This is a genomic window from Haladaptatus litoreus, from assembly GCF_900156425.1.
GTDB classification, from domain to species: domain Archaea; phylum Halobacteriota; class Halobacteria; order Halobacteriales; family Haladaptataceae; genus Haladaptatus; species Haladaptatus litoreus.
The window spans coordinates 187,099-213,187 of record NZ_FTNO01000003.1 but is presented as its reverse complement, the minus strand read 5'-3'; the positions used below and the strand labels follow the sequence as shown (position 1 = coordinate 213,187).

Annotated in this window: 22 protein-coding genes; 8 read left to right on the top strand and 14 right to left on the bottom strand. The window is 59.5% G+C overall.

What is annotated here, in order from left to right:
- The first annotated feature begins 26 nt into the window (after positions 1 to 26).
- Positions 27 to 1,121 (top strand): TrmB family transcriptional regulator, encoded by a 1,095-nt coding sequence (locus tag BW974_RS15375; protein WP_076431141.1) that lies wholly within the window; start codon positions 27 to 29, stop codon positions 1,119 to 1,121.
- 18 nt (positions 1,122 to 1,139) lie between these two features.
- Here BW974_RS15375 and BW974_RS15370 read toward each other — a convergent pair whose 3' ends face one another.
- The 3 genes from BW974_RS15370 to BW974_RS15360 are packed head-to-tail and all read right to left on the bottom strand — an operon-like array spanning position 1,140 to position 4,303.
- Positions 1,140 to 2,000, bottom strand: a complete 861-nt coding sequence (locus tag BW974_RS15370) for a carbohydrate ABC transporter permease (protein ID WP_076431140.1) — start codon at positions 1,998 to 2,000, stop codon at positions 1,140 to 1,142.
- The gene (locus BW974_RS15365) at positions 2,000 to 2,986 is read right to left on the bottom strand and encodes a carbohydrate ABC transporter permease (protein WP_084186317.1); all 987 of its coding nucleotides are present in this window, start codon (positions 2,984 to 2,986) and stop codon (positions 2,000 to 2,002) included. Before BW974_RS15365 ends, BW974_RS15370 begins: the two co-directional genes overlap by 1 nt.
- Positions 2,987 to 3,001: 15 nt before the next feature.
- Positions 3,002 to 4,303 (bottom strand): ABC transporter substrate-binding protein, encoded by a 1,302-nt coding sequence (locus BW974_RS15360; protein WP_076431139.1) that lies wholly within the window; start codon positions 4,301 to 4,303, stop codon positions 3,002 to 3,004.
- A gap of 129 nt (positions 4,304 to 4,432) precedes the next feature.
- Between BW974_RS15360 and BW974_RS15355 the strand changes: the two genes are divergently transcribed.
- Positions 4,433 to 6,352, top strand: coding sequence for a glycogen debranching N-terminal domain-containing protein (locus BW974_RS15355; protein ID WP_076431138.1), 1,920 nt, complete (start codon positions 4,433 to 4,435; stop codon positions 6,350 to 6,352).
- Positions 6,353 to 6,405: 53 nt separating this feature from the next.
- Here the strand turns inward: BW974_RS15355 and BW974_RS15350 are convergent, their stop codons facing one another.
- Positions 6,406 to 8,544, bottom strand: a complete 2,139-nt coding sequence (locus BW974_RS15350; RefSeq protein ID WP_076431137.1) for an alpha-galactosidase — start codon at positions 8,542 to 8,544, stop codon at positions 6,406 to 6,408.
- Positions 8,545 to 8,790: 246 nt separating this feature from the next.
- On the opposite strand from BW974_RS15350, the gene BW974_RS15345 reads away from it, so the two are divergent.
- A complete protein-coding gene (locus tag BW974_RS15345) occupies positions 8,791 to 9,756 on the top strand; it encodes a CPBP family intramembrane glutamic endopeptidase (RefSeq protein ID WP_076431136.1) in 966 nt (321 codons plus the stop codon).
- A gap of 121 nt (positions 9,757 to 9,877) precedes the next feature.
- Here the strand turns inward: BW974_RS15345 and BW974_RS15340 are convergent, their stop codons facing one another.
- The 3 genes from BW974_RS15340 to BW974_RS15330 all read right to left on the bottom strand — a co-directional run bounded on the left by BW974_RS15340 (position 9,878) and on the right by BW974_RS15330 (position 12,539).
- Positions 9,878 to 10,075 carry a hypothetical protein gene (locus BW974_RS15340; RefSeq protein WP_076431135.1) on the bottom strand — a complete coding sequence of 66 codons (198 nt, stop codon included), beginning with the start codon at positions 10,073 to 10,075 and terminating at the stop codon, positions 9,878 to 9,880.
- An 89-nt stretch (positions 10,076 to 10,164) separates the two neighbouring features.
- Positions 10,165 to 11,760, bottom strand: coding sequence for an N-acyl-D-amino-acid deacylase family protein (locus tag BW974_RS15335; RefSeq protein WP_076431134.1), 1,596 nt, complete (start codon positions 11,758 to 11,760; stop codon positions 10,165 to 10,167).
- 365 nt (positions 11,761 to 12,125) lie between these two features.
- Positions 12,126 to 12,539 carry a winged helix-turn-helix domain-containing protein gene (locus BW974_RS15330; RefSeq protein ID WP_076431133.1) on the bottom strand — a complete coding sequence of 138 codons (414 nt, stop codon included), beginning with the start codon at positions 12,537 to 12,539 and terminating at the stop codon, positions 12,126 to 12,128.
- A gap of 127 nt (positions 12,540 to 12,666) precedes the next feature.
- On the opposite strand from BW974_RS15330, the gene BW974_RS15325 reads away from it, so the two are divergent.
- The 3 genes from BW974_RS15325 (at position 12,667) to BW974_RS15315 (ending at position 15,109) form a co-directional block, all read left to right on the top strand.
- Entirely contained in the window at positions 12,667 to 13,215 is a 549-nt protein-coding gene (locus BW974_RS15325) for a DUF8170 family protein (RefSeq protein ID WP_076431132.1), read from the top strand.
- A gap of 143 nt (positions 13,216 to 13,358) precedes the next feature.
- The gene (locus BW974_RS25770; protein ID WP_076431131.1) at positions 13,359 to 13,595 is read left to right on the top strand and encodes a hypothetical protein; all 237 of its coding nucleotides are present in this window, start codon (positions 13,359 to 13,361) and stop codon (positions 13,593 to 13,595) included.
- Positions 13,596 to 14,347: 752 nt separating this feature from the next.
- Positions 14,348 to 15,109 carry an IclR family transcriptional regulator gene (locus BW974_RS15315; protein ID WP_076431130.1) on the top strand — a complete coding sequence of 254 codons (762 nt, stop codon included), beginning with the start codon at positions 14,348 to 14,350 and terminating at the stop codon, positions 15,107 to 15,109.
- Positions 15,110 to 15,158: 49 nt separating this feature from the next.
- Here BW974_RS15315 and BW974_RS15310 read toward each other — a convergent pair whose 3' ends face one another.
- Complete coding sequence (locus tag BW974_RS15310) at positions 15,159 to 16,334, bottom strand: glycoside hydrolase family 18 protein (protein WP_139328890.1); 1,176 nt, start codon at positions 16,332 to 16,334, stop codon at positions 15,159 to 15,161.
- A 184-nt stretch (positions 16,335 to 16,518) separates the two neighbouring features.
- On the opposite strand from BW974_RS15310, the gene BW974_RS15305 reads away from it, so the two are divergent.
- Positions 16,519 to 17,319, top strand: a complete 801-nt coding sequence (locus BW974_RS15305) for a creatininase family protein (protein WP_076431317.1) — start codon at positions 16,519 to 16,521, stop codon at positions 17,317 to 17,319.
- Between the two features lie 10 nt (positions 17,320 to 17,329).
- Here BW974_RS15305 and nagZ read toward each other — a convergent pair whose 3' ends face one another.
- From nagZ to BW974_RS15285, 4 genes are all read right to left on the bottom strand, one after another.
- On the bottom strand, positions 17,330 to 18,922 hold the full coding sequence (nagZ, locus tag BW974_RS15300) for a beta-N-acetylhexosaminidase (RefSeq protein ID WP_084186329.1): 1,593 nt from the start codon (positions 18,920 to 18,922) through the stop codon (positions 17,330 to 17,332).
- Positions 18,923 to 18,926: 4 nt separating this feature from the next.
- Entirely contained in the window at positions 18,927 to 20,093 is a 1,167-nt protein-coding gene (locus BW974_RS15295) for an exo-beta-N-acetylmuramidase NamZ family protein (protein ID WP_076431128.1), read from the bottom strand.
- A gap of 130 nt (positions 20,094 to 20,223) precedes the next feature.
- Entirely contained in the window at positions 20,224 to 21,399 is a 1,176-nt protein-coding gene (locus BW974_RS15290; protein ID WP_076431127.1) for a hypothetical protein, read from the bottom strand.
- A 154-nt stretch (positions 21,400 to 21,553) separates the two neighbouring features.
- Entirely contained in the window at positions 21,554 to 22,591 is a 1,038-nt protein-coding gene (locus BW974_RS15285) for a serine hydrolase domain-containing protein (RefSeq protein WP_139328889.1), read from the bottom strand.
- 100 nt (positions 22,592 to 22,691) lie between these two features.
- Between BW974_RS15285 and BW974_RS15280 the strand changes: the two genes are divergently transcribed.
- Complete coding sequence (locus BW974_RS15280; protein ID WP_076431125.1) at positions 22,692 to 23,378, top strand: HAD family hydrolase; 687 nt, start codon at positions 22,692 to 22,694, stop codon at positions 23,376 to 23,378.
- Positions 23,379 to 23,889: 511 nt separating this feature from the next.
- Here the strand turns inward: BW974_RS15280 and BW974_RS15275 are convergent.
- Positions 23,890 to 25,104 carry an anhydro-N-acetylmuramic acid kinase gene (locus tag BW974_RS15275; protein WP_076431124.1) on the bottom strand — a complete coding sequence of 405 codons (1,215 nt, stop codon included), beginning with the start codon at positions 25,102 to 25,104 and terminating at the stop codon, positions 23,890 to 23,892.
- Positions 25,101 to 26,075: a GNAT family N-acetyltransferase gene (locus tag BW974_RS15270; protein ID WP_076431123.1), complete on the bottom strand. Its 975-nt coding sequence runs from the start codon at positions 26,073 to 26,075 to the stop codon at positions 25,101 to 25,103. The genes BW974_RS15275 and BW974_RS15270 overlap by 4 nt, the downstream gene beginning before the upstream one ends.
- Positions 26,076 to 26,089 lie beyond the last annotated feature (14 nt).

The window sequence follows — 26,089 nt, the reverse complement described above, 5'->3', positions numbered from 1 at the left end:
TGCTATAGTCCGACACATCAGCTACTATGGATGACGAATCATTTCGAGAAACGCTCGAACGGGTCGGCCTCACCCAATATCAGGCCGCCGCCTACACTGCAGTGGTCGAACTCGGGTCGGCATCCGCGGTCGAAATCGCGGAATCGTCCGACGTTCCTCAAGCCCGAATCTACGACGTTCTCCGCGACCTCGAATCTCGTGGGTTGATAGAAACGTACGACCGCGGCAGTCTCTATGCGAAAGCGCGGAGTCCGGACGCGATGTTCGACCTGCTGGAAGAACAGAGCAACCAGCTACAGGACGCAGCGGACGAACTCGAAACCCGCTGGGAGCAACCGGTTCTCTCGGAACACACGGTGAGTGTCGTCAAGCGCTCGTCCGCCGCCATCGAAAACGCCGTCGAGCGGCTTCGCGACGCCGAAAACGACGTGCAGATGGCGCTGACCCCCGACCAGTTCAGGGAGCTACAGGACGACCTTCGGGTGGCCTACGAAAACGACGTTATCGTCAAGCTATCCATCCACCCGCAAAACCAGTACGACACGGAACCGCTCGGTACCCTCCGCGAGGAGTTCGCGGGAACCGCGTCCGAGGTGCGATACCGTCGCCTTCCGACGCCGTTTCTCGCCATCGTCGACCGTTCGAACATCTTCTTCGCGCCGGAAACCTACCAGCATCCATCACACGAATACGGACTACTGGTCAACGACTACTCGCTCGCGCAGGTGTTCAAATGGTTCTTCCAGACGGCCCTCTGGGATTCGTGGTCGGAGGTGTACACCGACAGCGACGGCGACCTGCCGAGAACCTACACCTACATTCGGGACTGCATTCGGGATGTCCGTCCGCTCGTCGAGGATGGGGAGCGCGTCTTCGTGACCGTCACCGGAACGAACAGACTGACGCAGGAACGGGCGGACATTTCTGGCGAAATCATCGATGTGGTGTACTCCGGAGCGCCGGTCGATGAGCCTCGTGAAACTCGGCTCATCACGTACACCGAACAGGCGATTATCAGAATCAAGACCGACGACGGCGAGCAGATAAGCGTCGGCGGATGGGGTGCGATGCTCGAAGACATCGAAGCGGATAGAATCGTCGTGGAAGCCGTCGAAAAATGAATCGGACGAGTCGGTTCGCTATCCTTTCATCCCGCTGAGGCTCATCCCGCGGATGAAGTACTTCTGTGCCGCGAGGAATGCGGCGATAACCGGGACGACGATGATCGTCGCGGCGGCCATCATCATGCCCCAGTCCGCGTAGTACTGGTTCCTGACGGCGAACAGCGCGACCGGAAGCGTGTACATTTCGAGGTCGCTCGCGATGATGAGCGGCCACTCGAAGTTGTTCCACGCGCCCATGAACGTGAAGATGCCGAGCGTTGCGAGCGCCGGTTTCGCTATCGGCAAATAGATTTTGTAGAAGGTCTGGAACTCGTTACAGCCGTCGATGCGCGCCGCATCGCCGAGTGCCGACGGAAGACTCTTGAAATGCTGTCGAAGCAGGAATATCCCGAACGGATTCGCGGCGAGCGGGGCGATGAGGCCCTGATAGGTGTTTATCCAGCCGAGTTTGTAGAGCAGGATGTACACCGGGATGAGCGTCACCATCCCCGGAATCATCATCGTGGAGATGAAGCCGAGGAACAGTTTTTCGCGGCCCCAGAAGTCGATTTTCGCCAGTGCATAACCGGCGAGGCTGTCGAAGATGAGGTTGAACGCCGTCACCGCCCCGGCGAAGATGATGGTGTTGAGGAACCACCGCATGAGCGGCAGTCGGTTCCACAGGTTGACGAAGTTCTCGACGGTGAACCCGTTCGGAAGCAGGGCAATCGCGCCCGTGCTGGGGTTCGCGGAGAACGCGGTCGTCACTGTCCACCATAGTGGTAAAACCATCCATACCGCACCGAACGTGATGATGAGGTACAGCGCGACGGTTTTCGACCAGTACGTGGTGCCGGTTCGGTCGTAGCCGGGGTATTCGTAGTTGGAACGTGCCATCAGTATTCGACCTCCTCGCTCTTTCGATAGCGGTACTGGTAGTAGCTGAACACGAAGATGATGAGGAACAGGATGAACGCCATCGCGGCACCGACGCCCATCTGGCCCTCCTCGAACGCGCGCTGGTAGATGAGCAGTACGACCGTGGTCGTGGAGTAGTACGGCCCGCCGTCGGAGAACACCAACGCGGTTCCGAACACCTGAAACGACCCGATGATGGCCATCACGAGGACGAAGAAACTCGTGTTCCCGAGGTTCGGCCACGTTACGTGGCGGAACCGGTGCCAGCGACTCGCTCCGTCAATCCTCGCGGCTTCGTACAGTTCATCGGGGATGTTCTGCAGTCCGGCGAGGAACAGGATCATATTGAACCCGATGCCGCCCCAGATGGCCATCAGTATCAGGCCGCCGAGCGCGGTACTCGGGTCGCCGATCCAGTTGTGCGCCAGTCCGAGCGGTTGCAGGAACGAATTGATGATGCCGTTCGACGAGAGCAACCAAATCCAGATAACCGCGCTCGCGGCCCCGGACAACATGACTGGCATGAAGTAGGCGGCGCGATAGACCTTCTTGCCCCGAATCCGCTTATCGAGCATGAGCGCCACGGCTAAGCCGCCGTAAATCTGCAAGGGAACCGTTCCGACCGCGTAGACGACAGTGTTTTTCATCGAGTACCACCAGAGATTCGCGGTCGGGTCTCTCAGCGGTGCCCAGTTGTTTTCCCACGGAAGCGGCGTGAGGACGCTGACGTAGTTCTGAAGGCCGACCCACGTTCCCTCGGCAGTGAGGATGTTCCACTCGTTGAACGAGAGGTAAAACGCGTACAGAACCGGCGCGAGCAGGAAAATGGAGAAGACGATGACGTTCGGGAGGACGAACAGATATCCGGAGAGATTGTTCTGCTCGTCCGTCAGCCCGAGCCACCGCTTCGCTCGCTCGACGTTCGATGCTGGCAAAACCCGTTTCGCCGTTTTTTCGAAGGACATTGTAACGAAACTCGACTAGTTCATTACCTCGGAGTTTATCTTCTGCTGGGCGGTTTCGAGCGCCTTCCGGGGCGATTTCTTGCCGAGCATCGCTCCCTCCAGTTCCGGGTTGACACGGTTGATGATTTCGGCGGTTTTCGGGCCGTAGCTCCACGGTTTCGACCACTCTCCGGCCTTGAGGAACGTCTGGAGGCGCGGGTGCGAGTTGTAGTAGTCACTGTCCTGCTGGGATTTCCGCGGCGTGAGAACGCCGCCACCGGAGGCGTACATTTCGTGTGCTTCGGCGGACGTGAGGTGTTTGAGCAGGTCTTTCGTGGCGTCCGGGTTCTTGGTGTTCGCGTAGGCGGAGTACGACACCACGTAAGCGGTGGTCGATTTTTGTCCGCCTTCCGGAATCGGGAGATGGGCGATGTCGATTTTCTTATCGACTTCCGGATGGTTGTCGCCGAGGTAGCCGAGACCCCACGCGCCCATCGTCGTGACCGCGGCCTTCTCCTCGCCGATGGTCGGGCCGTGCCAGTCGGTTCCGGTTTGGTCGGGTCGTTTGGCGAGGCCGTCCTTCGAGAGGTCAACGAGGAACTGGAGGGCTTCGACGTTGGCGTCGGATGCCAACACGGCCTCCGACCCGTCCTTGCTCAGGATGCGCCCGCCGTTCTGGAAGACCATTGCCCACCAGAGGCGGGCATTTGCGAAGACGGCGAGCGGCGCGACGCCGTCCACGTTCTGCTTGATTTTCTCCAGCGCAGTTCGGAACTCGCTCCACGTTTTCGGCGGTTCGGAGATGCCCGCCTGCTCGAAGTGGTCTTTGTTGTAGAACATCTGGAGCGTGTTGAAGTCCTTCGGGATTCCGTACTGGGTTCCCTCGTAGTTGAACACCTCCATGAGCGGGTCGAAGATGTCGTCCGTGTATCCCGAATCGACGAGCGACTGCAAGTTGAGGAGCACGTCCGAATCCGCGAAACTGGCGAAGTAAGACGAATCGAGCCAGAACACGTCCGGCGCGTTACCCGACCCGACCTCGGTCTTGAGCTTCTGCTCGTACTTGGACACGATTCCGGAGTACTCCGTCTTTACGTCGTCGTGGTTCTGGTCATACTCGTTGACGAGTTGTTTGAACTCGCCGGATGCGTCCTCGTACGACGACCAACCGGTGACTGTGAGCGATGTCGGGTTCGAAGCGGAGCCGCCTCCGCCGCCGGAGCCCTGACCGTCGGAACCGCCGCTGCTACATCCCGCGATTCCCAACGTACCCGCCGTCGCAAGGGTGGTAACGAACTTCCGCCGGTCGATACCATCCATTTGGAACTTTCGTGTCATTCCTTGCCGTACATATATGTGCATATTATATAAAGATGGTGGAGAAGTTACCACTGGAGTTGTCCCGAAATAGTTGGCACACTACTACCGTAGTAACTAATACGAGCGGCGAACAAGGCGCTGGAAAGCATGAAATCAGACGCCACCCTCGCATGCGATTCGACCTTCCTCGTCACCGACAAGAACGGGGAGTTTTCGCGGGACTACGACGGATTTTACTCGCGGGATACGCGCCACGTCGCCGACTACGCCGTCACGCTCGCTGACAACGCGGTCACGACGCTGGAACTCTCCGACAACGGAATCGGACACCGAGAAATGTACGCTGCCGACGAGGACATCGAGGGTGCGCGACGAATCTCCATCAACCGCGAACAACTAGTGCAGGACGGATTTCACGAGCGAATCACGGTGACCAACACGAACCTCGACACGTTCGAGGATACGCTCACCGTCGCCGTCACCGGAACGTTCGACGACATCTTCGAGATTCGCGGCCACACCGACGGTATCGAGCGGTCGCCGTCCGTCGAATCGCGGGAGAATGGGGCCGTATTTTTCTACGAATCGTCCGACGGCGAGTTTGCTCGTTCGACAGCCATCGACTTCGACCATTCCCCCGCTGACGTTTCGAGTACCACGGACGGCCCGGAGATACGAACCGAGTTCGACTTCCCGCTGTCGCTTGTCCGAGGCGAGTCGGTTACGATTACAGTGGCGATTCGCCCCGAACGAACGGCGGCCGACGCGTCGAACGCCTTCGAGCGCGCGCTCGAAGGCGTTCGAAACCGGCGAGAGTGGTACGATTTCGATTTGCAGGCGGACTCCTCCATCGTCAGCGATGAGTGGCATCGGGTGCTGGAGACGAGCGTCGAAGACCTTCGGCGACTCACTCTGAACACGGAACACGGCCCGGTGTTGGCGGCAGGCACCCCGTGGTTTGCGACCGCCTTCGGCAGGGATTCGCTGATTTCCGCGTACCAAACGCTGTCGCTTACCGCCGAACCGGCTATCGGAACGCTCCGGTTGCTGGCGGACTATCAGGCGGAGACGACCGACTCGTTCCGCGCCGCGACCCCCGGCAAAATCATGCACGAGATTCGGTTCGGTGAACTCGCTGAGCAGGGAATCGTTCCCCACTCACCCTACTACGGAACCATCGACGCCACCGCTCTCTTCGTCGTACTCCTCCACGAGACGTGGGAGCAGACGGGGAACGACGAACTCGTGACCGAACTCCGAGACAACCTCGATGCCGCGCTCCGCTGGTTGGACGAACACGGCGACCGCGACGGGGACGGATTTTTGGAGTACCCGACGGACGAGGGCGACGACGGCGGCCTCACACACCAAGCATGGAAGGACAGCAACGACGGCATCGTCCACCCGGACGGAACACACCCGGAGGGGACGCTCGCCGTGGCCGAAGCGCAGGGCTACTACTACGACGCGAAGCGACGGGCGTCGGAACTCTATCGACGCGTCCTCGACGACGAGCGACGTGCTGACGAGTTGGAAGAACAAGCAGCGACCCTCGCGGACGAGTTCGACCGGGCGTTCTGGCTACCGGAGGAGGAGTTCTACGCGGTCGCGTTGGATGGCGACAAGGAACCGATACCCTCTGTCACGTCCAATCCCGGCCACTGTCTTTGGAGCGGAATCATCCCCGAAAGTCGCGCGGACACCGTAATCGACCGTCTGCTGTCGCCGGAGATGTTCTCCGGGTGGGGAGTCAGAACCCTCTCTGCCGAACACGAGGCGTACAATCCGCTTAGCTACCACCTCGGAAGCGTGTGGCCGCACGATTCGTCGCTGGTTGCGCTCGGCATGTCCCGATACGGGCGGACAGATGGTGCGCAGCGTATCGCGGAGGGACTCTTCTCCGCCGCGGTCGAACGCGGAACCCACCGGCTTCCCGAACTTTTCGCCGGGTTCGATACCGATACGACGGGCAATCCGGTTCCATACGGGGCCGCGTGTGAACCCCAAGCGTGGGCGGCGGCGGCACCGCTTCTCTGCTATTCGATTTTGGAAGAGGACGATAGGTAGAAAGACGACAGGTAGAAGCTAGAATTGCGGCACGGTTGCGCGGATGTGGTTCGCTACTCTTCCTTTGTCACTTGGACGAGATGGCTTCCGAAATCGCCACGGAGGTCGATTTCGATACCTCGTTCACGGAGCGCTTTTCCGCTGCGGACGTGGGTTCGCTCGCCACCTTCGACCCGGTATCGCGCATCCTCGTCGAGGCCCCTCAGACGGAGCGTCGAACTCATATCGCCATACCGCCACGAGTGGCGGAACGCGAAGACGACCGCACGACTGCGGTCGGGGCTGATGTATTGCACTGCGGATAGTTCGTGCTCTCGCGGCGACCGAAGGCGATACTGGTCGCCGTTCTGCACGATGGGTCGAATTTCCTTGTACTGGGAAACGTGGTTCTTCGCGGTGGCGACCTGTTCTGCCGTCCACTCCGAGATATCCGCGCCGATTCCGAGGACGCCCGTCATTCCGACGTGGAATGGATAATCGAGATTCGTCTCACGTTCGGTTGGTTCCCACGGGTCAGTGACCCAGTTGACCATCGTTTTCGGGGCGTAAGCGTGCGAATAGCCCTCCTGGACGAACAGGCGGTCGTACGGGTCGACGTCGTCGCTCGGGAACGTCTGGTGTGCCCGTGAGAGGATTCCCAAATCAACCCGCCCGCCGCCGGCGGAACACGACTCCAGTATGACTTCCGGATGGTTCTCCCGAAGTCGGTCGAAAACCTCGTACACCCCTCGGGTGTGTCGAATCCACACTTCGCGCTCCGTTTCGGGGTCGGCCTCCGGCCAGCCGGGGTCGCTTAGCGGGCGGTTCATGTCCCACTTCACGAAGTCGATGTCATACTCTGTCAGCAGTCGGTCGAACGTTTCGTGGAGGAACCCCCGAACCTCCTCCTTTGCTAGATTCAGCACGTACCGGGAGTCGTTTTGCTGTTGGTCGCGGTTCGAAAATCCGTACACCCAGTCCGGATGGTTCCGATACAAATCGCTGTCCTCGTTGACGTTCTCGGGTTCGAGCCACAGTCCGAACTCCATGCCGAGCGATTTGACGTGGTCGATGAGCGGGGACAGTCCGTTCGAGAACTTCTCCTTGTCCACCTCCCAGTCCCCGACGCCGGTCGCGAAGTCGGTCGCGTTTTTGAACCATCCGGCGTCCACGACGAACAGTTCACAGCCGATTTCGGCGGCCCGGTCGGCCAGTCGCATCTGCTGGTCTTCGTGTACATCCAAACCGGTTGCGTACCACGAGTTGTACACAATCGGTCGGGTCACGGCCGGGGACGTATCCGGAAGGACGTGCCGCCGCTGATAGTCGTGGAGGTTTCTGCTTCCCCCGCCGAACCCTTCCGCCGAATAGCCCGCGATGAGCGTCGGCGTTTCGAACGATTCGCCCGGTTCGAGGTGCCACGCCGAATCGAAATCGTGTATCCCGCCGCTTATCTGTAGGTCGCCGTAGGAGTTCTCCTCGAAGACGAACGTCCAGTTTCCGCTGTACGCCAACGCGCCGAAATACACCTCACCCTCGTGTTCAGTTGCGGTTCCTGCGTCGATAGCGAACCAGGGGTTGTGCTGATGGCTCGTCACTCCGCGTCTGCTCTCGATGGTCGTCTTGGCCCTGCCGAGGGGCGTTCGCTCGACGTTCGTCTCACGCCCCCAATGTCCCGCTAAGTGAGTAAGCCGATACCGTTCGAACCGCGTAATCGAAAGCTGGCCGGATAACGTCCGTTCGAGGGAAACCGGAGCGTTCCCTTCGTTGACTATCGTCGCTGAGCGTTCGAGCAGGTCGTTTTCGTAGATGAGGCGGTATTCCACTGCGACACGGAGGTCATAGTTCGAATCCCGGAGCATGACGACGAGACCCGCGCCTTTTTCGTTGGGTTCTCGTCGCTCTGCCCCCTCGAAACGGAGGGAAAGCGTCTGCGTCCCGTCCGAATAGCGAACCTTGATCGCCGGTTCCTTGTATCTGACACCGCCCCACGGCGGATACTCCTCGGGAGTTCGCTCCTCGATGTCATCGAAAGGGTAGCCTTCCGGGCGACTCTCGGTACGTCCCGGTTTCGGATAGTCGGACTCATGCGGGAGTCGTGGCCCCCAGTAACACTGCTGGAGAATTCCGTTTGGTCCGACACCAAAGACGTATGCCGAACGTTTGGTTTCGAGAATCCACTGCTCATCCTCCTCAACGTACTGTATAGGCATGGTAGTTCTGTCACCCATATTCCGGAACGGCGTGATAAGTGTGGAGGGTTCGATTAGTCAGACACTTTCCACCCGTCTAGTACAATCAGACACTAGTAATTTTTGCTGCGGGTCGTGATTTACGTGGTGAGTGGTCGGAGTCATGCTACGACTTTAGTCGTGGGCGTTTTCCCCGACTTTTTGTAACTCTTCATCGGACGAATCTCACTCGGGGTTTGACAAGCCATCTCGTCGTAGACCCTCGTAGTGCGCACTTTGATAAAGAACATTTTTTGGAACGCTGCGGACCGACGCCTGCGTCTCCCGTGGCGGTTCGTCGTCGCCGCAATCGTGTTCGGAATCATCTTTCTCGTTGCGGTGTTTTCGCTTCGTCCGGTATTAGTGTCCGTCTTCGTTGGACTCCAGTTCGCGTCGTTCGGGCGTCTCGGCACGCTGCTGTTTCAAACGTCGATCCAACTCGTCGTCGTGGTTCTGTTCACGTACCTCGTCGGGCGGTTCATCGACCGGCGTCGATTTGCCGACTTCGGCCTTCACCTGTCGCGGTCGTGGTGGATCGACTTCGGGTTCGGTCTGGCCCTCGGCGCGGCGCTCATGACCGCGATTTTTCTGATCGAACTCGCGCTCGGATGGATTCGCATTACCGGAACCTTCCGGACGGTGTCGGGCCTGTCGTTCGTCCTCGTCTTCTGCACGTCCGTCCTGCTCTTCCTCTTCGTCGGCATCAGCGAGGAGTTGTTGGTACGCGGCTATTTCCTCACGAACCTCGCCGAGGGGTTCCGATGGCTATCCGGCGACGCCGCGGTTGCGATTGCGACGCTCTGTTCGTCGGTTCTCTTCGGTATCGGGCACGTGTTCAACCCAAACGCAACGCTCACAAGCACGTTCGTCATCGTCCTCGCCGGAATCATGCTCGCCTCCGGCTACCTGCTGACCGGCGAACTGGGAATTCCCATCGGGTTGCACGTCTCGTGGAACCTCTTTCAGACGAGCGTCTATGGCTTTTCGGTCAGCGGACTTCGTCTCCCTGTGACCATCATCGCAACCGAACAGGTCGGTCCGCGTGTATTTACCGGTGGCCCATTCGGCCCTGAGGCGGGTTTTCTCGGCGTCAGCGCTATCGTCGTCGGGACGGTCACCATTGCGTGGTGGGTTCGCTCTCGTGAAGCGCGGCTCTCGTTGAGTTCGTCCGTGTGGATCCCGGAACTCCGCTAACTACCGCTGAGTATCGCTGCTACAACTTCGACTGAGGGGGCTACGATCGGCTTCGACGTTGTCAGCGAGTAGATGGGTGCCTTTCTCGAACTCTCGTGCTTGGAGTTCGTCAACCCGTTCGTCACAGGCCCGTGTCTTTCAACACTGCGATCACTTTTCCGTGGAGTGTTTCCGGTACCTCACCGAAGAAGTCCTCCGAGACGTACTGCAGCGTAGATTCAATCGCGTCCTTCGACCGAACTCCTGATTCCGTGCTGCCGCTTTCTACAACGATCTGCCCATGAAATGCCAGGACGAGTTCGACGGAGGGATACGCCATATCGTCAGTTACACTCTCGGATCTCTCACGGCACCCGATAATCGTCTTCTCCTCCCGCTGGCTAAAAGCCGATAGCTACCGATAGATCATCACTGTCGGATTACTTCCCCCGGTCGAGCTCCGGTGTGGTCGCCGTCCCTGACGACGAATTCCCCATTGACAAGAACGTGTTCGATACCATCGGGATATTTGGCTGGATCAAGGAAGTCACCCGGCTGATGAATCGCTTCGGAATCGAAAATAGTGAGATCGGCACGAGCGCCCCGCTTGAGAATTCCTCTGTCGTCGATACCCAATCTGGCAGCGGGCATCCCAGTCATCTTGTGGACGGCTTCTTCCAATGGGATGACTTCCTTCTCTCGGACGTACTTTCCGAGCACGTGCGGAAATGTGCCGTAGTTCCGGGGGTGGGGAACGCCTTCACCCAACGGGCCACACGGGCAAAGCGAGGAGCCGTCACTGCCGACCATCGTGAGGTCGTGACTCATCACGTATTCGATGTCGTCCTCGTCCATCCCGAAGTTGACGTGCATCGTTTGGTTTTTATCCTCTAGAACGATATCGAGTAATATCTCAGCAGGGGGTCGGTCGTCGTCATCGTGGTCAGCGATATCGGCAATCGTCTTTCCCTGATACTCTTGCAGTGCTGGATTTTGTACGTTCGTTACGAGGATACCGTCCCAGTCACTCGTTCGATCCGTGGCTAAATTCTCTCGAATTCGGGCACGCTCTTCCTCGTCGAGAAGGCGCTGGATGAGTGCATCATCACCACCGTCGTGTGCCCAATTGGGTAAGAGCACACCGAGACTGGTCGACGACGCGATGTACGGATACTGATCGCATTGGACTTCGACACCGTCGCGTTCGCGGGCGAGTTCCATCCGTCGAAGGGTATATCGAACCTTACCCCAGTTTTTGGGGCCGATAGCCTTGTGATGCGAAATCTGGACGGGGATATCCGCACGACGACCGATCTCTAGAGTCTCTTCGACGCTTCCAATGAGATCGTCGCTCTCCGAACGCATGTGGGTCGCATAGATTCCACCATACTCTGCGGCCACTTCGGCGAGTGCGACGACTTCGTCGGTTTCGGCGTAGCATCCCGGTGGGTAGAACAATCCAGTCGAAAGCCCGACGGCGCCGTTCTCCATGGCCTCCGATACGAGGGTCTGCATCTCCTCGAGTTCTGTCGCCGTCGGCGTACGATCCTCGTAGCCGATTACGGCGGCACGAATGTTGCCGTGACCGACGAGTGTGCCGACGGATAGCGAGAGACCATCCCGTTCGAGGAAATCGAAGTAATCAGCGACCGACTCCCACTCGCTCGCATCGACTTCCTCTGCGAGTCCGTTTTTCGCAAACCAATCGTCGATTGCCCGGTCGGCCGAGCCGTATCGCGGGGCGGCGCTTGTCCCGCAGTTCCCGACAATTTCGAGCGTAACTCCCTGTCTGACCTTGCTGTGCGCATTGCGGTTGGCTGGCAGCGTGAAATCGGAGTGAGTATGGATGTCTATAAATCCGGGTGCAATGACGCTCCCTTCCACATCGACCACGATTTCTGCATCGTCGTCAACCCGACCGATTGCTTCGAGTTGCCCATCATCTACTGCAACCTTGCCGCGGTACCACGGTGATCCAGTGCCGTCGATGATTCGTGCATTTTCGAAAACTACGTCGTAGCTCATCGATTGCTAATTGGTAACGTGTTCCTAAAGTATGCTACCGAACAAGACCGGAGGTCGTTCCTCCTCGCTACGTTCAGACAGATCGGATTCGATGACTGCAAAGCAGGACGTTTTCACTCCACACTTGCACCGCCGAATTCGACCGCAGTTCGACGTTCGACATTCGTTCCGACAGTCGTTGAACGGATTCAGTTTCATGCCGTGCTCGCTGATTCTGCACTCAGGAGACGAAACCGGCGTACTGGGGGGTTATTGACGATGAAAAGCGCTTAGAAGGATATAGCGGCTACGAGTGAGCGACAGCTCTCCTCCTTCTCGCCCTCACAGAACAAACGGTGTCAACTGTGATTGAGTAGGGTGGGAGCTTATTTCCCACTGGGCCGGGGTGCATTCTCGTATTTGACCATTTTGTCGGGTTTGTCGCTGATCGTCTCGTAGATCCGTTGAAGCGTCTCCTCGGCTTCGAGGAGATTGTGTGATTCAAGAAACTCGCGACCGTCGTCAGTTAGTCCATAGAACTTCCACGGATAGCCTTGTCGACGCTCGTCGGCCGATAGTGCGGCTTCTTTCACGATGCCAGCGTTGATGAGTTTCTGGATGTGCTTGTAGACGGTGGCTTCGCTGACGCTCGGGTTGAGCTGTTCGAGTTCGTACATCGAGGGGAGCTGGTGGGGGTGCTGGATGATATTGGTGACGAGTGCGAACCGCGTCTGCTGGGTGACGAAATGCACCAGTTCACGTGCGTCCGCACTTTCGCCCGTGCTCAGGTCGGTACTCATACTGGTTTCTACGTGCTGGCCCGACAAGTAGTTTACTCCAGAGTAAATCACTCCAGAGTAGACAACACTATTTTCCCTCGTAAACTACACAGTAAATTCTATACGAGCTCCGTGAAACCAGTGGAGTATGCCCGACGAGGAGTCGCCAGTCCCCGACGAGATCCTCACGAACGCGACTGACCAACTCAACCAGGACGAGATCTCGCTTGCCGACAACGAAGAAATCATCCAGACACTGGGCGAACTCACACCCGTCTACGAGAACGACCGCTCGTATTTCGTCCTCGGCAACTACGACCGCGAGCCAATCCGCCGACTCAACCTCGTCACCGACCGTTTGAACCGCCGCGAAGACGCCTACGCCTTCCGAATGGTCGACATCCGCGGCGAATGGGACAACAGCATCCAGAAGTTCTGTCTGATCGCCGATCTCGTCACATACCTTGTGGGTGTTGCCGAGAAAGATCCGAGTGACTTCCTCGTCGAGCAGGGCTTGCTCGTTGGCACGACCGAGTACTTCTCGAAGAGTCACGTTCTCAAGCGGGAGTACGAAGATGAAGAACATCCGTTCGGTTGGATGCAGGATGGCGTTTTCGACCTCTTCGAGAAAAACGGTCGATTATACCGGTGGCGTACCGACGACGATCTCCTCGAAGCTGCCGAGTCGCTTCCGTGATCAACTGAACTGTAGATACTACGCATAGAGATTTCCTCAATTGTAGCTCACACCAGGGATGCGCTCTGTCATCTCTTCCATTACCCGATAGCCATCGTTTTTGTACACACTGACGTAATGGGTTGCGACCTCTCGGTACCAAGATGGGCCACCATCACGTCGCTCGTCGCGTGCTCGAAGACGCCGAGGTACTTGCCTTCGACCTGTTGACTCTCGGCACGTTTCTCACAGACGTTAGCCAACTCGGTGTTCTATTCGGAGCGTTGGACTGTCTCGAAGCGTTGACGGCCTGCATTCGCGGTTTACTCAGAATTCAACTGCAGCAGTTGAATCCTGCGTTCGATGACTGTGTCAGTGATGAAGGACTCGTCTCCGTATGAAGAGCCTACGTTAGAAGCATCTTCGACTGAGACATCAAGTAGATAAATGAGATAGAGATAATCACCATCAATTTGTCCCCACTTGTCGCTTTCAAGTTGTTTCCCGTTGTGAGCGTTCCATCTTCAGTATCGAAGAACGTCCTGAATCCGATTATGAAATTTAGATGCTATTTAGATGTTCCACGTCGGAGTTCGAACCTTCTTCTGGAGTGTTAGTGCTGGTGCATTACGACGGCCTGAACCCAATTAATATTGTATAGTAAAAACAATTCTATCGGCACGAAGGCACTGCTCGGCACCGCGTTGTTCGGACGGTATGACACTGTTTTCGCGGCCACTGTCCTCCACAAACTCACCGAAAAACACGATGACTTGAAAGTGGGGTATCGCTAGCTAGTCTCAACTAAATCGGTCGAATCGTCCTACTTTTATCGAAAAATTGCTTCAAACACACCAAATCACCGACACCGAAAACGAGGTTTGACATGCCGAAGAGCGAAAATCGACTTCCAGCGTACGTTGTAGTCTGAGTGCTGGCCGCGGAGAAGTTGTACTTCCTCTATCGCCTTCAATATTGTATGATTATTCCATAACTATACTATTAGTGGCTATCTCAATCCTCGACGATAGAAATAGTAATTAAACTAACAAATGAGATATTAATAAATTTATATATTATATTCGGAAGAATCTCAGCTACCTCCAAAGGAAAATATATTACCTCACGCTGGAAATGTGGTCAAAGAAAGCAAATGACTGGCGAGTCGAACACCCCGGTTCGGACGACCGCGCGGTCGTTCGACATCATCGAAACCCTCCGCGAACTTGACGGAGCCCGCCTCACGGAGATTTCCGCTCATCTCGATCTCCCCGATAGCACGGTCTACAACCACCTTCGAACGCTCGTCGAGCGAGGCTACGTCGTTAGAAACAACAACATATACCGCGTCAGCCTTCGGTTCCTCGAAATCGGCGAGTACGCCCGGTCTCGGCGCAAGATTTTCGAGGTGGCCGAACCCGAAATCGACGAGATAGCCGTCGAAACCGACGAATCGGCGAGCCTCCTCGTCGAAGAGGACGGGCGCGGTGTCTACATTTACGACGCGCAAGCGGACACTTCCATTCCGCTCGACACCCATCCCGGAAAACACGTCGCTCTCCACGCTACTGCTCTCGGCAAGGCCATTCTCGCGTACCTGCCCGAGAGTCGAGTCGAAGCGATACTCGAACAGCGGGGGCTTCCCGCTCGGACGGCGAAGACCATCACCGACCGTGAGGAACTCGCGACGGAACTGGAGACGATTCGGGAGACGGGATTCGCCATCGACAGCGAGGAGCGTGTGCGCGGCGTCCGCTGTGTCGCGGTCGCCATCAAGAACGAGAACGGTCAGGTAATCGGAGCGATAAGCGTCTCCGGCCCGTCGAGCCGTATCAGTGCTGACCCCGACGAGAAACACCTGGAGGAACTTCTGCGAGCGAAGAACATCATCGAGTTGAAACTGGCGCACGCGTAGGAGTTCCAGGTGGGTCAGCAGCCGCCTCGCAACCAGTGAAATCCCCCCGTCAGCGACGGCAGATGTGTCTGTCTATCGTCTCCAGCAGAACGTTATCGGGGTCCTGTGAGAGTTCCCAGCACATCATCCCGCCGAAGTCGTTGTCCACGGCGTACTTCGTCTTCTCCCTGATGGAGTGTCGGTCGTCGTAAGAGATGAACGTACCTTCTTCCGCCGAGTACAGCCACGGTACCTTCGCTTCGGGGTGCCAGTGGTACTCGTAATCAGTACCGTGCCGGACGTTCTCCATGATTTCACCGTACTCCATAGCGCTGCCGCCTTCGAACGGTTGAAACAGTCCGTGGTCGCTGGGGTGTTCGTTTTGCACGTTCTCGAAGGTGCGTCCGTAGAACGGAAGCCCGAAGTGGAGTTTCTCCTTCGCTATTGGTTTGCTAGCCCAATGTTGCATCGCGTGGTCGGCGGTGAACGACGGTGTCGCGTTCGGCGCGTCTGGTACGGGATATAGCGGCGCGTTGAAGTGGGTGCGCTCGTCCCATGTTCCGTGGAAGTCGTAGTTCATCACGTTCAGGAAGTCTACGTCGTCGCTAAACGCGCCGACTTCCTGCGTGTCGATGGTTGACGGGTTGGCCGACGCCGCCATGCTCAATTCGTACCGCTGGCCGTCCGATCGCTCCGCTTCGTCGAGTTGCCGTCGGATTTCGCGCAGAAGGAGCACCAAGTTGTGTGGGTCGCTCTCTCGAATCGTCCCGTCGGGATACTCCCAATCGATGTCGATACCATCGAAGTTGTACTTTCGCACGAGTTCGATGGCGGTTCGGGCGAATCGTACCCGTCGCTCGGCCGTGAGGGCGGCATCGGAGAACCGACCGGAGTACCATCCAGCCTGCACGGAAAACATGAACGACGTGTCCGGTTGCTCGTACGTTACCGTTCGGAACTTTTCTAAGAGTTCGGGTGCGGCGTCCCCGGTGACTGCGAGTTTGACTTCCCCCTCCGAGGTTGGTTCGAGGAAGGCGTAATTCAGGTGAGTGACCTTGTCGTAGGGCACGTCTCGCGGACCGTACTCGGTCGCCCACGAGGGATAGTATCCGACGACGCGCTTGTCCGACGAGCGGTGCCCGCCGCGCCGCGCTCCGGCGACGTCACCGACGATTGGGAGGGTTGCCAGCGCACCAGTTCTCTTTATGAATTTACGCCTCTCTCCGCTTACTTCTTTCTCAAACATCAAATCATTCAATTGTTTCCATAGTTAATAAATTTGTATGTATATTATATATGTGATATAAAACTCGATAGTGACGGTATTCGGTTCGTGTAATCGAGACATTCGCTCGCTCGACTTCGTCGGACAGCAGTTCGTTTCCACCGGAACCCAAATAAATATACATTCGACGCGAACAATCTCTTCCATGCTCCCAACAGGACGTTCCTCGTCTGTCGCGTGGGCAACGAAGACTCGACGCGAAATCCGCGACACCGGAACCGCCGACGGGTCGGTCGTCGTCGTCCCGGTCGGCAGCATCGAACAACACGGTCACCATCTCCCCGTCGCAACCGACACGCTTCTGGCCGACGCCGTCTCCCACCTCGGTGCCGAACGCGTCGCGGACGACGTACCACTTCTCGTGACGCCGCCGATTTGGTCGGGGTTCTCACCGCACCATACGTCGCTCGGCGGGACGATGACGCTCGAACTGGAACACCTCCTCGCACTCCTGGAAGACGTTGCCGACACCGCGCTCGAAAATGGGTTCGACGGCATCTGCTTCGTCAACGGTCACGGAGGCAATGCCTCCGTCATCGACAACGTCGTGAGCACGGTTGGCAAGTCCAATCCCGAGGCGGAGGTGGCCGGCCTGACGTACTTCCAACTCGCCGACTCGTTCATCGACGAGATTCGAGAGAGCGACGTTGGGGGCATGGCCCACGGTGGCGAGTTCGAAACCTCGCTCATGTTGCATCTCCACGCGGATCTCGTCACGATGGACGACGCCGACGCCGAATACTTAGACGAACCGTACGAGCGCGGAACACAAGACCTCCTCGTCGGCGGCGCGCTCTCGACATACCGCGAGTTCGAAGAGTACTCCGCGTCGGGCGCAATCGGCGACCCGTCACTGGCAAGCGCGGCGAAAGGCGAGGAACTGTTCGACCGACTGGGTAACGAACTGGCCGACGTGCTTTGTTCGGTCTCCGAGCAGGCGCGATAGGGCGGGCTACTTACGTTTCCTGGTCGGGAATCGTGACCGGAAGCCGACCGGTTGGCTCCCTGTTCCCGACGAGCACGTCGGCGACAGCGACGAGCGAAGGGAGCGTGCTATCGTACGTCGTCAGGTACGTTTCGACGCTGGGGAACGTGGCGAGGTCGTAGGGGTTGCTGGTCGCGACAACGACCACATCCGTGTCGGCCGCAAGGTCGCGAACCGCGGCCGCTTGATCTGGATTCGCGGCGGCGTCGGACGTGCGTACGACCGTCGGACCGTTTGACGCTCCGGACTCGAACGCCAGTGTTTCGCCGGAAGCGAGAACCGATGCGTCTACCGTCACGCCTGCTTCCGCAAGCGCGTCCGCAAGCGCACCGTCGGCGTCCCGTGTCTCCTCGGCGAGCGACCCGCGGTCACTATCGAACTCGTAGACTGAGACTGGTTGGCCGGAGAGCGGGAGGTTGTCGGCATCGTCGCGGACAAGCGTGACGCCGCGCTCGGCGACGGTTCGCGCGACGGCGCGGCAGTCCGCGGCGGCGTCGTCCCACTGTGCGTCATCACCAACTGCTCCCGCGTCGTACGCTCGCTTCGCGCGAAGGATTCGCCGCACCGACCGGTCGATGCGCGACTCTTCGATGCGCCCCGACGTGACGGCGTCTACGACCGCGTCGATGGCCGCGCGCTGTTTCGACGGGGTGTGTGAGACGCAAATCAGGTCACAGCCCGCTTCGACCGCCTGCACGCACCCTTCAACCGTTCCGACGCCGTCGGCGATGGCGTCCATCTCCATACAGTCCGTGATAACGAGTTCGTCGAATCCCAGTTCCTCGCGGAGGAGTCCGGTGACGACCCGGTGTGAGAGCGTTGCCGGGCGCTCGTCGTCCGCGATGGTCGGAAACGCAACGTGGGTCGTCATGATGGCGTCGATACCGGCCTCGATGGCGCGGCGGAAGGGACGGAGCTCGACGCGGTCGAGGCGGTCGCGGTCGTGGTCGATGACGGGCATGTCGAGGTGCGAATCGACCACGGTGTCGCCGTGGCCCGGGAAGTGCTTCCCGCAGGCGACGACACTCGCGTCCTGTAGCCCGTCGGCGAACGCGGCTCCCAGTTCTGCGACGCGGTCGGGGCGTTCGCCGAACGACCTGACGCCGATGACGGGGTTGTCGGGGTTGTTGTTGACGTCGAGAACCGGTGCGAGATTCACGTTGATTCCCAGCGCACGCAGTTCGCGGCCGACGGCGTCGCTAGCACGTGCGGCGAGCGCGGGGTCGTCGGCCGCGCCGAATGACATCATGCTCGGCTGTTCGGTTCCCCACGAGAGTCGTGCGACGCGACCGCCTTCTTGATCGATGCTCACGAACAGCGGCGGCGCGCCGTCCGGGACGAACCCTTGTAGCGTCCGCGAGAGCGTCCGCAGTTGCTCCGGTGACTCGACGTTCCGACTGAAGTAGATGACACCTCCGAGCCGACACTCGGCGACGAGTGCTTCGATTTCGGCCGTCGGCGTGGTTCCGTCGAATCCCGCGATGAACAGCTGGCCGACCTTCTCGTCGAGCGATAGCGACGAAACGGTCGATTCGACGTCGGGAAATGATATGTTTTCAGCCATCTGGTCAGTATCGGCGGTAGTTCCCTCGTACATCGGCGAACTCGGCAAGGTCATCTTCCCAGTGCTCTGTAATCTCCGCTGCGATGTCAATCGGCTCGCTCGCGGTGTCTGCGTCGTCTATCGTCTCGCGGAGATAGCTCCCCCCCGCCAGCTTATCGACGAAGAAACCGTCGTCGTACTCTATCCACTCGCACTGGTCGTCGGTCATGAACGCGGACGCCAGAACCGTGAGACCGACCGTCACGGGGTTGACCGCGTCGCGGTCAAGAACGTGGACTTGTACGCCGGTGACGTTCTCACGCTCGTGTTTCGAGAAAGTCGGCGAGAAGTATGCCGGACGGAACGCGACCCCCTTGAGGCCCTGTTCTGATAGCTCCGTTGCCCACGCGTCGGCATCGACCCACGGCGCACCGACGAGTTCGAACGGTTTGGTCGTCCCGCGGCCTTCCGAGAGGTTCGTGCCTTCGAAGAAACACATACCGGGGTACAGCGTCGCCGTTCCCGGGGTTGGCATGTTCGGTGACGGGTACACCCACGGGAGGCCGGTGTCCGAGAACCAGTCCGACCGCGACCAGTCGCGCATCTCGACGACATCGAGATCCGCACCGATATCGAATTCCTCGTTGAGGTACGTCGCCAACTCGCCGATGGTCAACCCGTGGACGATGGGGAGTTCGTAGCCGCCGACGAACGAGGAGAACTCCTCGCCGATTCGGTTGCCGGTAACCGGTAGCGGCGAGATGGGATTCGGTCGGTCGAGGACAACGATGCGTTTGTTGGCCTCGGCAGTCCCTTCGAGGGCGTACGCCAGCGTGTAGATGAGCGTGTAGAACCGACAACCGACGTCCTGCATGTCGTAGACGACGGTGTCGATGTCCGCCAGCATCTCGGGTCTGAGTCTCCGCTGTTCGCCGTAGAGGCTCTTGACCGGAAGTCCGGTTCGGTCATCGGTACTGTCGTCGACTTTCACGCCTGCCTGCACATCGCCCCTGATACCGTGTTCCGGCCCGAACAGCTTCCGGAGGTCGAATGCGTCGCGGTCGTTGAGCAGGTCGATGGTCGGGGTGAGATCGCTGTCAGTCCCCGACGGGTTCGTGATGAGACCAAGTCGGTCGCCCTCGACCACGTCGGCCCGCTCGTCTAGTAATCGTTCTACGCCCAGTCGAACCATATCTTTGGCAATGTATTGAGGGTTTAAAAAATATTGTGTGACTGTGCCATTCGCGGTGAACGGCCACATCGTCCCGCCACGATTCGCACGCAACTGTATGATTTCGGTCGGACTCTCGGTCAGGGTTTCGTCACTGCTGGGCGTGGGGGGTGGTCACGTCGAACCACTCGCGGTGGCCCTCGCTCATCAGCGAGTGGTTGTAGACGTGCACGTCGTCGGCGAGGTCTCGGACGCTGTCGACGACCGTTCTCCACTCCGACTCGGACCCGACCATGCCAGGGTCGAGGGTAACTCCGGCGTCGACGGGTATCTCGACCGCGTCCCGATAGCGTCGGACGCGTCGGCGGGCGACATCGGGATCGTCGGTGTAACAAAGCGCCACGATACGGTCCAAATGGGTTCGAACCCGGTCGAGGACGACGCCAGCGGGCCATCCGTCGTTCGGGTCACGGCCGAGACCGTCCGACGCGGAGTAGGTGAGTTCGACGTCGCCGCTGGCGGCCGCCACGCCCGCCAGAAATTCGTCGATGACCGACGCTCGGAAATCGAACAACTCCGCCAAAACGGGGCGGGTTTCGGTGAGATGCTTGAGCGAGCTGACCTGCGGCGTCGGCTCGCTTAGCACGTCTCGGACAACGTCTCGGACGACATCTTTGGCCCGTTCGAAATCCACGGGATGGTCTGCCGCTCGCTCCCGACACGCCGAACAGAAACACTGGGAAACGAGTATCTCCTCGGCGGCGTTGGTGACGACGTGGTTTTTCGCGTGACCGAACGTCGCGCCGTGGCCGTGGAAGACGCTCGGAAATCCGAGCGATTCGAGATTGACGGCTTCGATATCGTAGTCGGCAAGCGAGCGCACGACGCCCTCGAAATACGCCGAGACGTCGTCGTGGGATGGACAGAACGCGTGGTCGTGTGTGTCGCCAAACGCGCTCTGAACGCCGAACTCTGGGTTGTCTGCTCCGAGCTTCGAGTTGTGAAAACAAACCAGCCACGCGTTCACGTCGATTCCCCCTTCTCGAAGCGTCTCAACGACTGCCCCGAACGGGTCGTCGTAACCGGTGACTTCGTTCACTGGCGGGTCGATTCGCGTGTCGGCGAACGCGTCTCGGTCGGGGTCGAAGTAGCAACCACCTTCGTACGATTCGAACAGACCGTCGTCCGAACGCGGGTCAAGCGTTCGGATGGAGTGATAGTGCGCGGCGACAGTGACGCTCGTCACGCCCAGCTCGGCGAACTCCTGTCGCGTCTCGACAGGGTCCTGCGAGAGCAGTCGCCACGGATAGCTCCAGACTGCGACCATATCACCCAAGATACGCGGCTCGTAATAAATATTGCCCGGTCGTGGCGAATGTTCGGTCGAAACACGCTCGATTACTCACCGGCGGTTTCGGTGATGAATCAGTCTGTGTAAGTGACCAGACGGAGACGTAACCACGTACGGAGCACGGTCGCCGTCAATCGAAGCGTCCGGCGGCGACCATCGCGTGGAACCGCTCGCGAAATCGGATGAGACCTGTGTCCTTCCCGTCGTAGACTTGATTGGTGAGGAGCACGGCGAACCGGTCGCGGTCGTGGTCGAGCCACAGCGACGTGCCGGTGTAGCCGGTGTGGCCGAGTCCACGACGCGACCAGTTCGGAGCGGGATAGGTTCCATCGGCGAGTCGCCAGCCGAGGCTGTGGCGGTCGGCGCAGTCCGGCAGCCAGTCGTCTTGCAACCGCTCGACGGTTGCCGCCGAAAGGACTGTTCCGTCCGCGACGAGGTAGCTTCGTGCGAACGCCGCGAGGTCGTCGACCGTCGTGAACAGGCCGGCGTTCCCGCTGTCGCCGTCCATCGCCCACCCCAGCGGATCGTGAACCTCGCCCCGCAACGTGCGGTCTCGATGTTCGTGACAGTAGGTCGCTGCGAGATTCGCCTCGTCGGTCGGCCCGAGGCACGAAGCGTTCATCCCGACTGGGTCAAAGACGTGCGTCTCGGCGAGGTCGGCGAGTGACCGGTCGGTGGCGCGTCTGAGTGCCTCGGCCAGATAAACGAAGTTGAGACAACTGTACTCGTATCGGGTTCCGGGTTCGGCTTCGAGAAGCGAGCGGTCGCGGAGGCCGTCAAACACGTCGGACGGCGAATCCCACGATTTCGAGAAGGCGTACGGTTGCAGGCCCGAACTGTGTGTGAGCAGTTCGAGCAATCGAATCTCGCCGCGTCGGTGGCCTTCTAATTCGGGAAGGTAGCGATGAAGCTCGTCCGAGAGGGCGACGACACCCGATTCGACGAGTGAGAGCGCAGTCGTCGCCGTTATGACCGGTTTCGTAAGCGAGGCGGCGTCGAAGACCGTGGTCCGGGTCATCGCGTCGTCGCGCTCGGGGTCTCTCCGACCGGCGGCGGCGATTTTGCCGATACCATCGGCGGTGCCGACCGCGGCTACGGCACCGGGATAGACGGCCTCGTCGAGACCACGCGCTAGAAACGCGTCGAGTGTGTCGTCCGTTTTTTGCATCGAGTTCGTCATCCTGCCGAAGTGGCGGGTGAACCCTCTTAACTGCTCGGACTGTCGCAACTGATAACCTATTTACTGCGTCCGTCGCTACGATGTAGCAATGACTTACGACGCGCTCCTGTTCGACATGGACGGCGTGTTGCTGGATTTCCCCCCTGAACACCCCGAAGTCTATCGGCGAGCAGTCGCGAGCACCTTCGAGGTGTTCGGCGTCGCGCCCGCGGACGCCGACCTCGACGCGTTCATCTCGGGCGCGACGGTCGAGGACATGCGACGAGCGTGTGCCGAACACGGCATCGAGTTCGAGACGTTCTGGCCGAAGCGCGAGCGCAACGCGTCGCGCCTCCAGTGTGCTATGATGGACAGCGGCGAGCGTCGCCTGTACGACGATTGTCGCGTTCTTTCCAAACTGGCCGACACCCACGACATGGGCGTCGTCAGCAGCAACCAGCATGCGACCGTCGAGTACCTCCTGACGCATTTCGGCTTCGAAGACTCCTTCGACGCAGTGTATGGGCGAACACCGACGGTGGACGGATTCCGACGAACGAAACCGGACACCTACTACCTCGAACTAGCCATGGCCGACCTCGACGGGTCGAACGGCCTGTATATTGGCGACAGTGCCTGCGACGTCGTTGCCGCACACGCTGCCGGACTCGACTCGGTATTCGTCCGTCGGTCGCACCGCGAGGGCTACGCACTCCCCGAAGCCCCCACACACGAAGTATCGTCGCTCACAGACCTCCACGATCTCTCTGGTGTCGTTTCCGACCCGTCCGAGTAGCGTCGCCTTTCTCTGTTCCGTCGCTGTGCCGTCCCGACGTTCGTCGAGTTAGGCGTCACATTTCTGTTTAGGATAAGCCGCGGCTGGTGGAGTGCCATCGCTCCAGTTTGGTTCGAGAGGCTCGAAACGTATTTCGTGAAGGATACGACCGTGAATCTGATTGTCGCTGCGTTCTAGCGTCCGCTCGCGAGCAACCATCCGTTTCGACCTAGCCGAAACGGCTTTGCAACGTCCGTAAACGTCTGTTTTGAGGCATCTCGTCCGATAAAAGAACGGTTACCGTACCCGGTAATAGGTATTACAAAACTAGTTGTGTAATGAAAGTCCGAAAGGGCTCTAGATTCGCCCTCGAACCGATTTGGTGTGGCCAACGGTGACACAGAGCGGGAAAATCATTTTTGACCAGTTCGAAACGACCAGTATAACCACATCAGCCGACGCTCGGCCGGCGGGTCGATCCTTACGGTTGTCAGGGACAGCTACGGCAGTTCAGCGGAACAAAAAAGAGACCTCAGGTCGGGGAACAGCGTTTCCCCATGACGATGTGACGGGACGCGCCGGTGGCGCTGGGAACGTTGTTCGGAACGCCATCCATCGCGGCGGCGGCGAGCAGCGCAAACGCCACCGCCTCCTTGGCGTCGGCACCGATACCGTACTCCTCGACGGTTCGAACGTCGGCGTCCACCGCGTCGTCGAGCATCCCAACCAGCGTCGAGTTGTATGCACCGCCGCCGGAGATGACGACTTCGTCGGGCATTCGCGGGAGGAACCGCCGGTACGCGTCCGCTATCGAGTGTGCCGTCAGCGCGGTTGCGGTGGCGACCACGTCTTCGTCGGCGCAGTTTCGCGCACGACACGCCGCCAGAAAATCACGAGCGTACGCGCGACCGAACCGTTCGCGCCCGGTCGATTTCGGCGGTTCGGCGCGGAAGTACTCCCCACGCAGGCACTCGTCGAGCACGGTTTCTTCGATGGTTCCCGCACGAGCGAGGTGACCGTCTTTGTCGTACGTCCGTTCGCCGTCGGTTAGCAGTTCTACGACGCCATCGATGACCATGTTTCCCGGTCCCGTGTCGAAGGCGCGCACGTTCCCGCGGTTCGAATCCGGGGGGAGGGCTGTGCAGTTGGCGATACCGCCGATGTTCTGAGCGACTCGAAACCGGTCGGTGGCAGCGAGCAACGCCACGTCGGCGAACGGAACGAGCGGCGCACCGTGTCCGCCGGCCGCGATATCTGCCGTTCGGAAATCCGCCACCGTCGGCACGCCGGTTCGTTCGGCGATGACGCTGCCGTCACCGATTTGCAGCGTCGAGCGCAACCGGCTGTCACCGACGGGGAGCGCCTGCGGTTCCGGAACGTGTCGAACGGTTTGACCGTGCGAGCCGATGAGGTCGACGTCCGCGAGCGCACGGTCGGCGGCATCGGCAGCGTCCCCGGCGGCGGCAGCAAACACCGCGCCGAGGGCGACGTTCAACTTACACACTTCCGCGACGGTTCCGGACTCGCCGCAGACGGCCGCGATGCGCTCTCGAAATGTGGCGTCGTATGGATGCGTGACGAACGACTCGACGGCCACGTCGTAATCGCGTGGGCCGTCACCGTCGCGCCGGATTCGACAGCAAGCGGCGTCCACGCCGTCGAGCGATGTCCCCGACATGAGACCGATGACGACGCGCTCGTTCGGGTAAGCGTCAACTCCGACGTCCCCCGTGTCACCGTTGTTCACGCCTCTAACTCCTTGACGAGGGTCTCGTACTCGATCCATGGTTCGAAGCCGAGTTTCTGATAGTACTCCAGCAGCCCCGTCCAGTCGATGACCATCCGTTCGTATCCGGCGTCGCGGTAGCGTTCGACGATGGAGGCGATCATCCAAAGCCCCCAGCTACGACCGCGATAGGATTCGTGGACGCCGAGGGGGCCGATACCGCAGGTCGCACCGTCGAGGCGGGCCGCCCAGTTGACGTTCGCGCCACGGTATCCGCCGTCCGGCGTGTTCGTCCGAGCGAATCCGACTGGCTCGCCGTCGTGACGAAGTAGCCAGTAGTCGTCGCCACCGCCCGGAACTCGACAGACGTTCTCGGCCTCGTACCGCCACCGTCCGGGAAATTGGTCGGCGAGGAACGAATAAAGTGGGTCAACGTCCGCGCCAACCCGTTCCACAGTCAGGTCGGGCCAGGACTCGCCGACCTGAGCGATGCGTTCTGGGGCGTCGAATGCCGCGATGTCACCCCGTAGGTCGTGGACGGTGCCGCGGGATTCGAAGCCGTGGTCGGTGAGCGTCTCACGGAGGTCGGTGAACGCGGTGGGAAGTCCAGGGAGGAACTGGCCCGGGTCGCCGCCGACGCGAAGGTTCGAGACGCCTCGGTTGGCCATGGTTCGTTCGACCGTTTCGAGCAGTTCGTCCGCGACGGTAGTGTCTTCGACCGTCGAATCGACGGCGAGCAGGCTCACCCATCCCTGTTTTGAGCCGTCGTAGTCGGGAATCTGCTTCACGAGTCGCTTTCCGACCATGACGCCGACAAGCGTGTTTTTCGAGAACGCGCCCCACGCCGTCACATCGAGACCGTCGAAGGGGGCGAAGATGTTCTGGGTCACCAATCGGTTCGGAAGCGAGAAATCCGGATACGTTCGATTCCAACAGTCGATGCCGGCACAGACTGCACCGTGGTCAGTGAGTCGGCAAACCTCGAAGTTCATCGACACACTGTTTC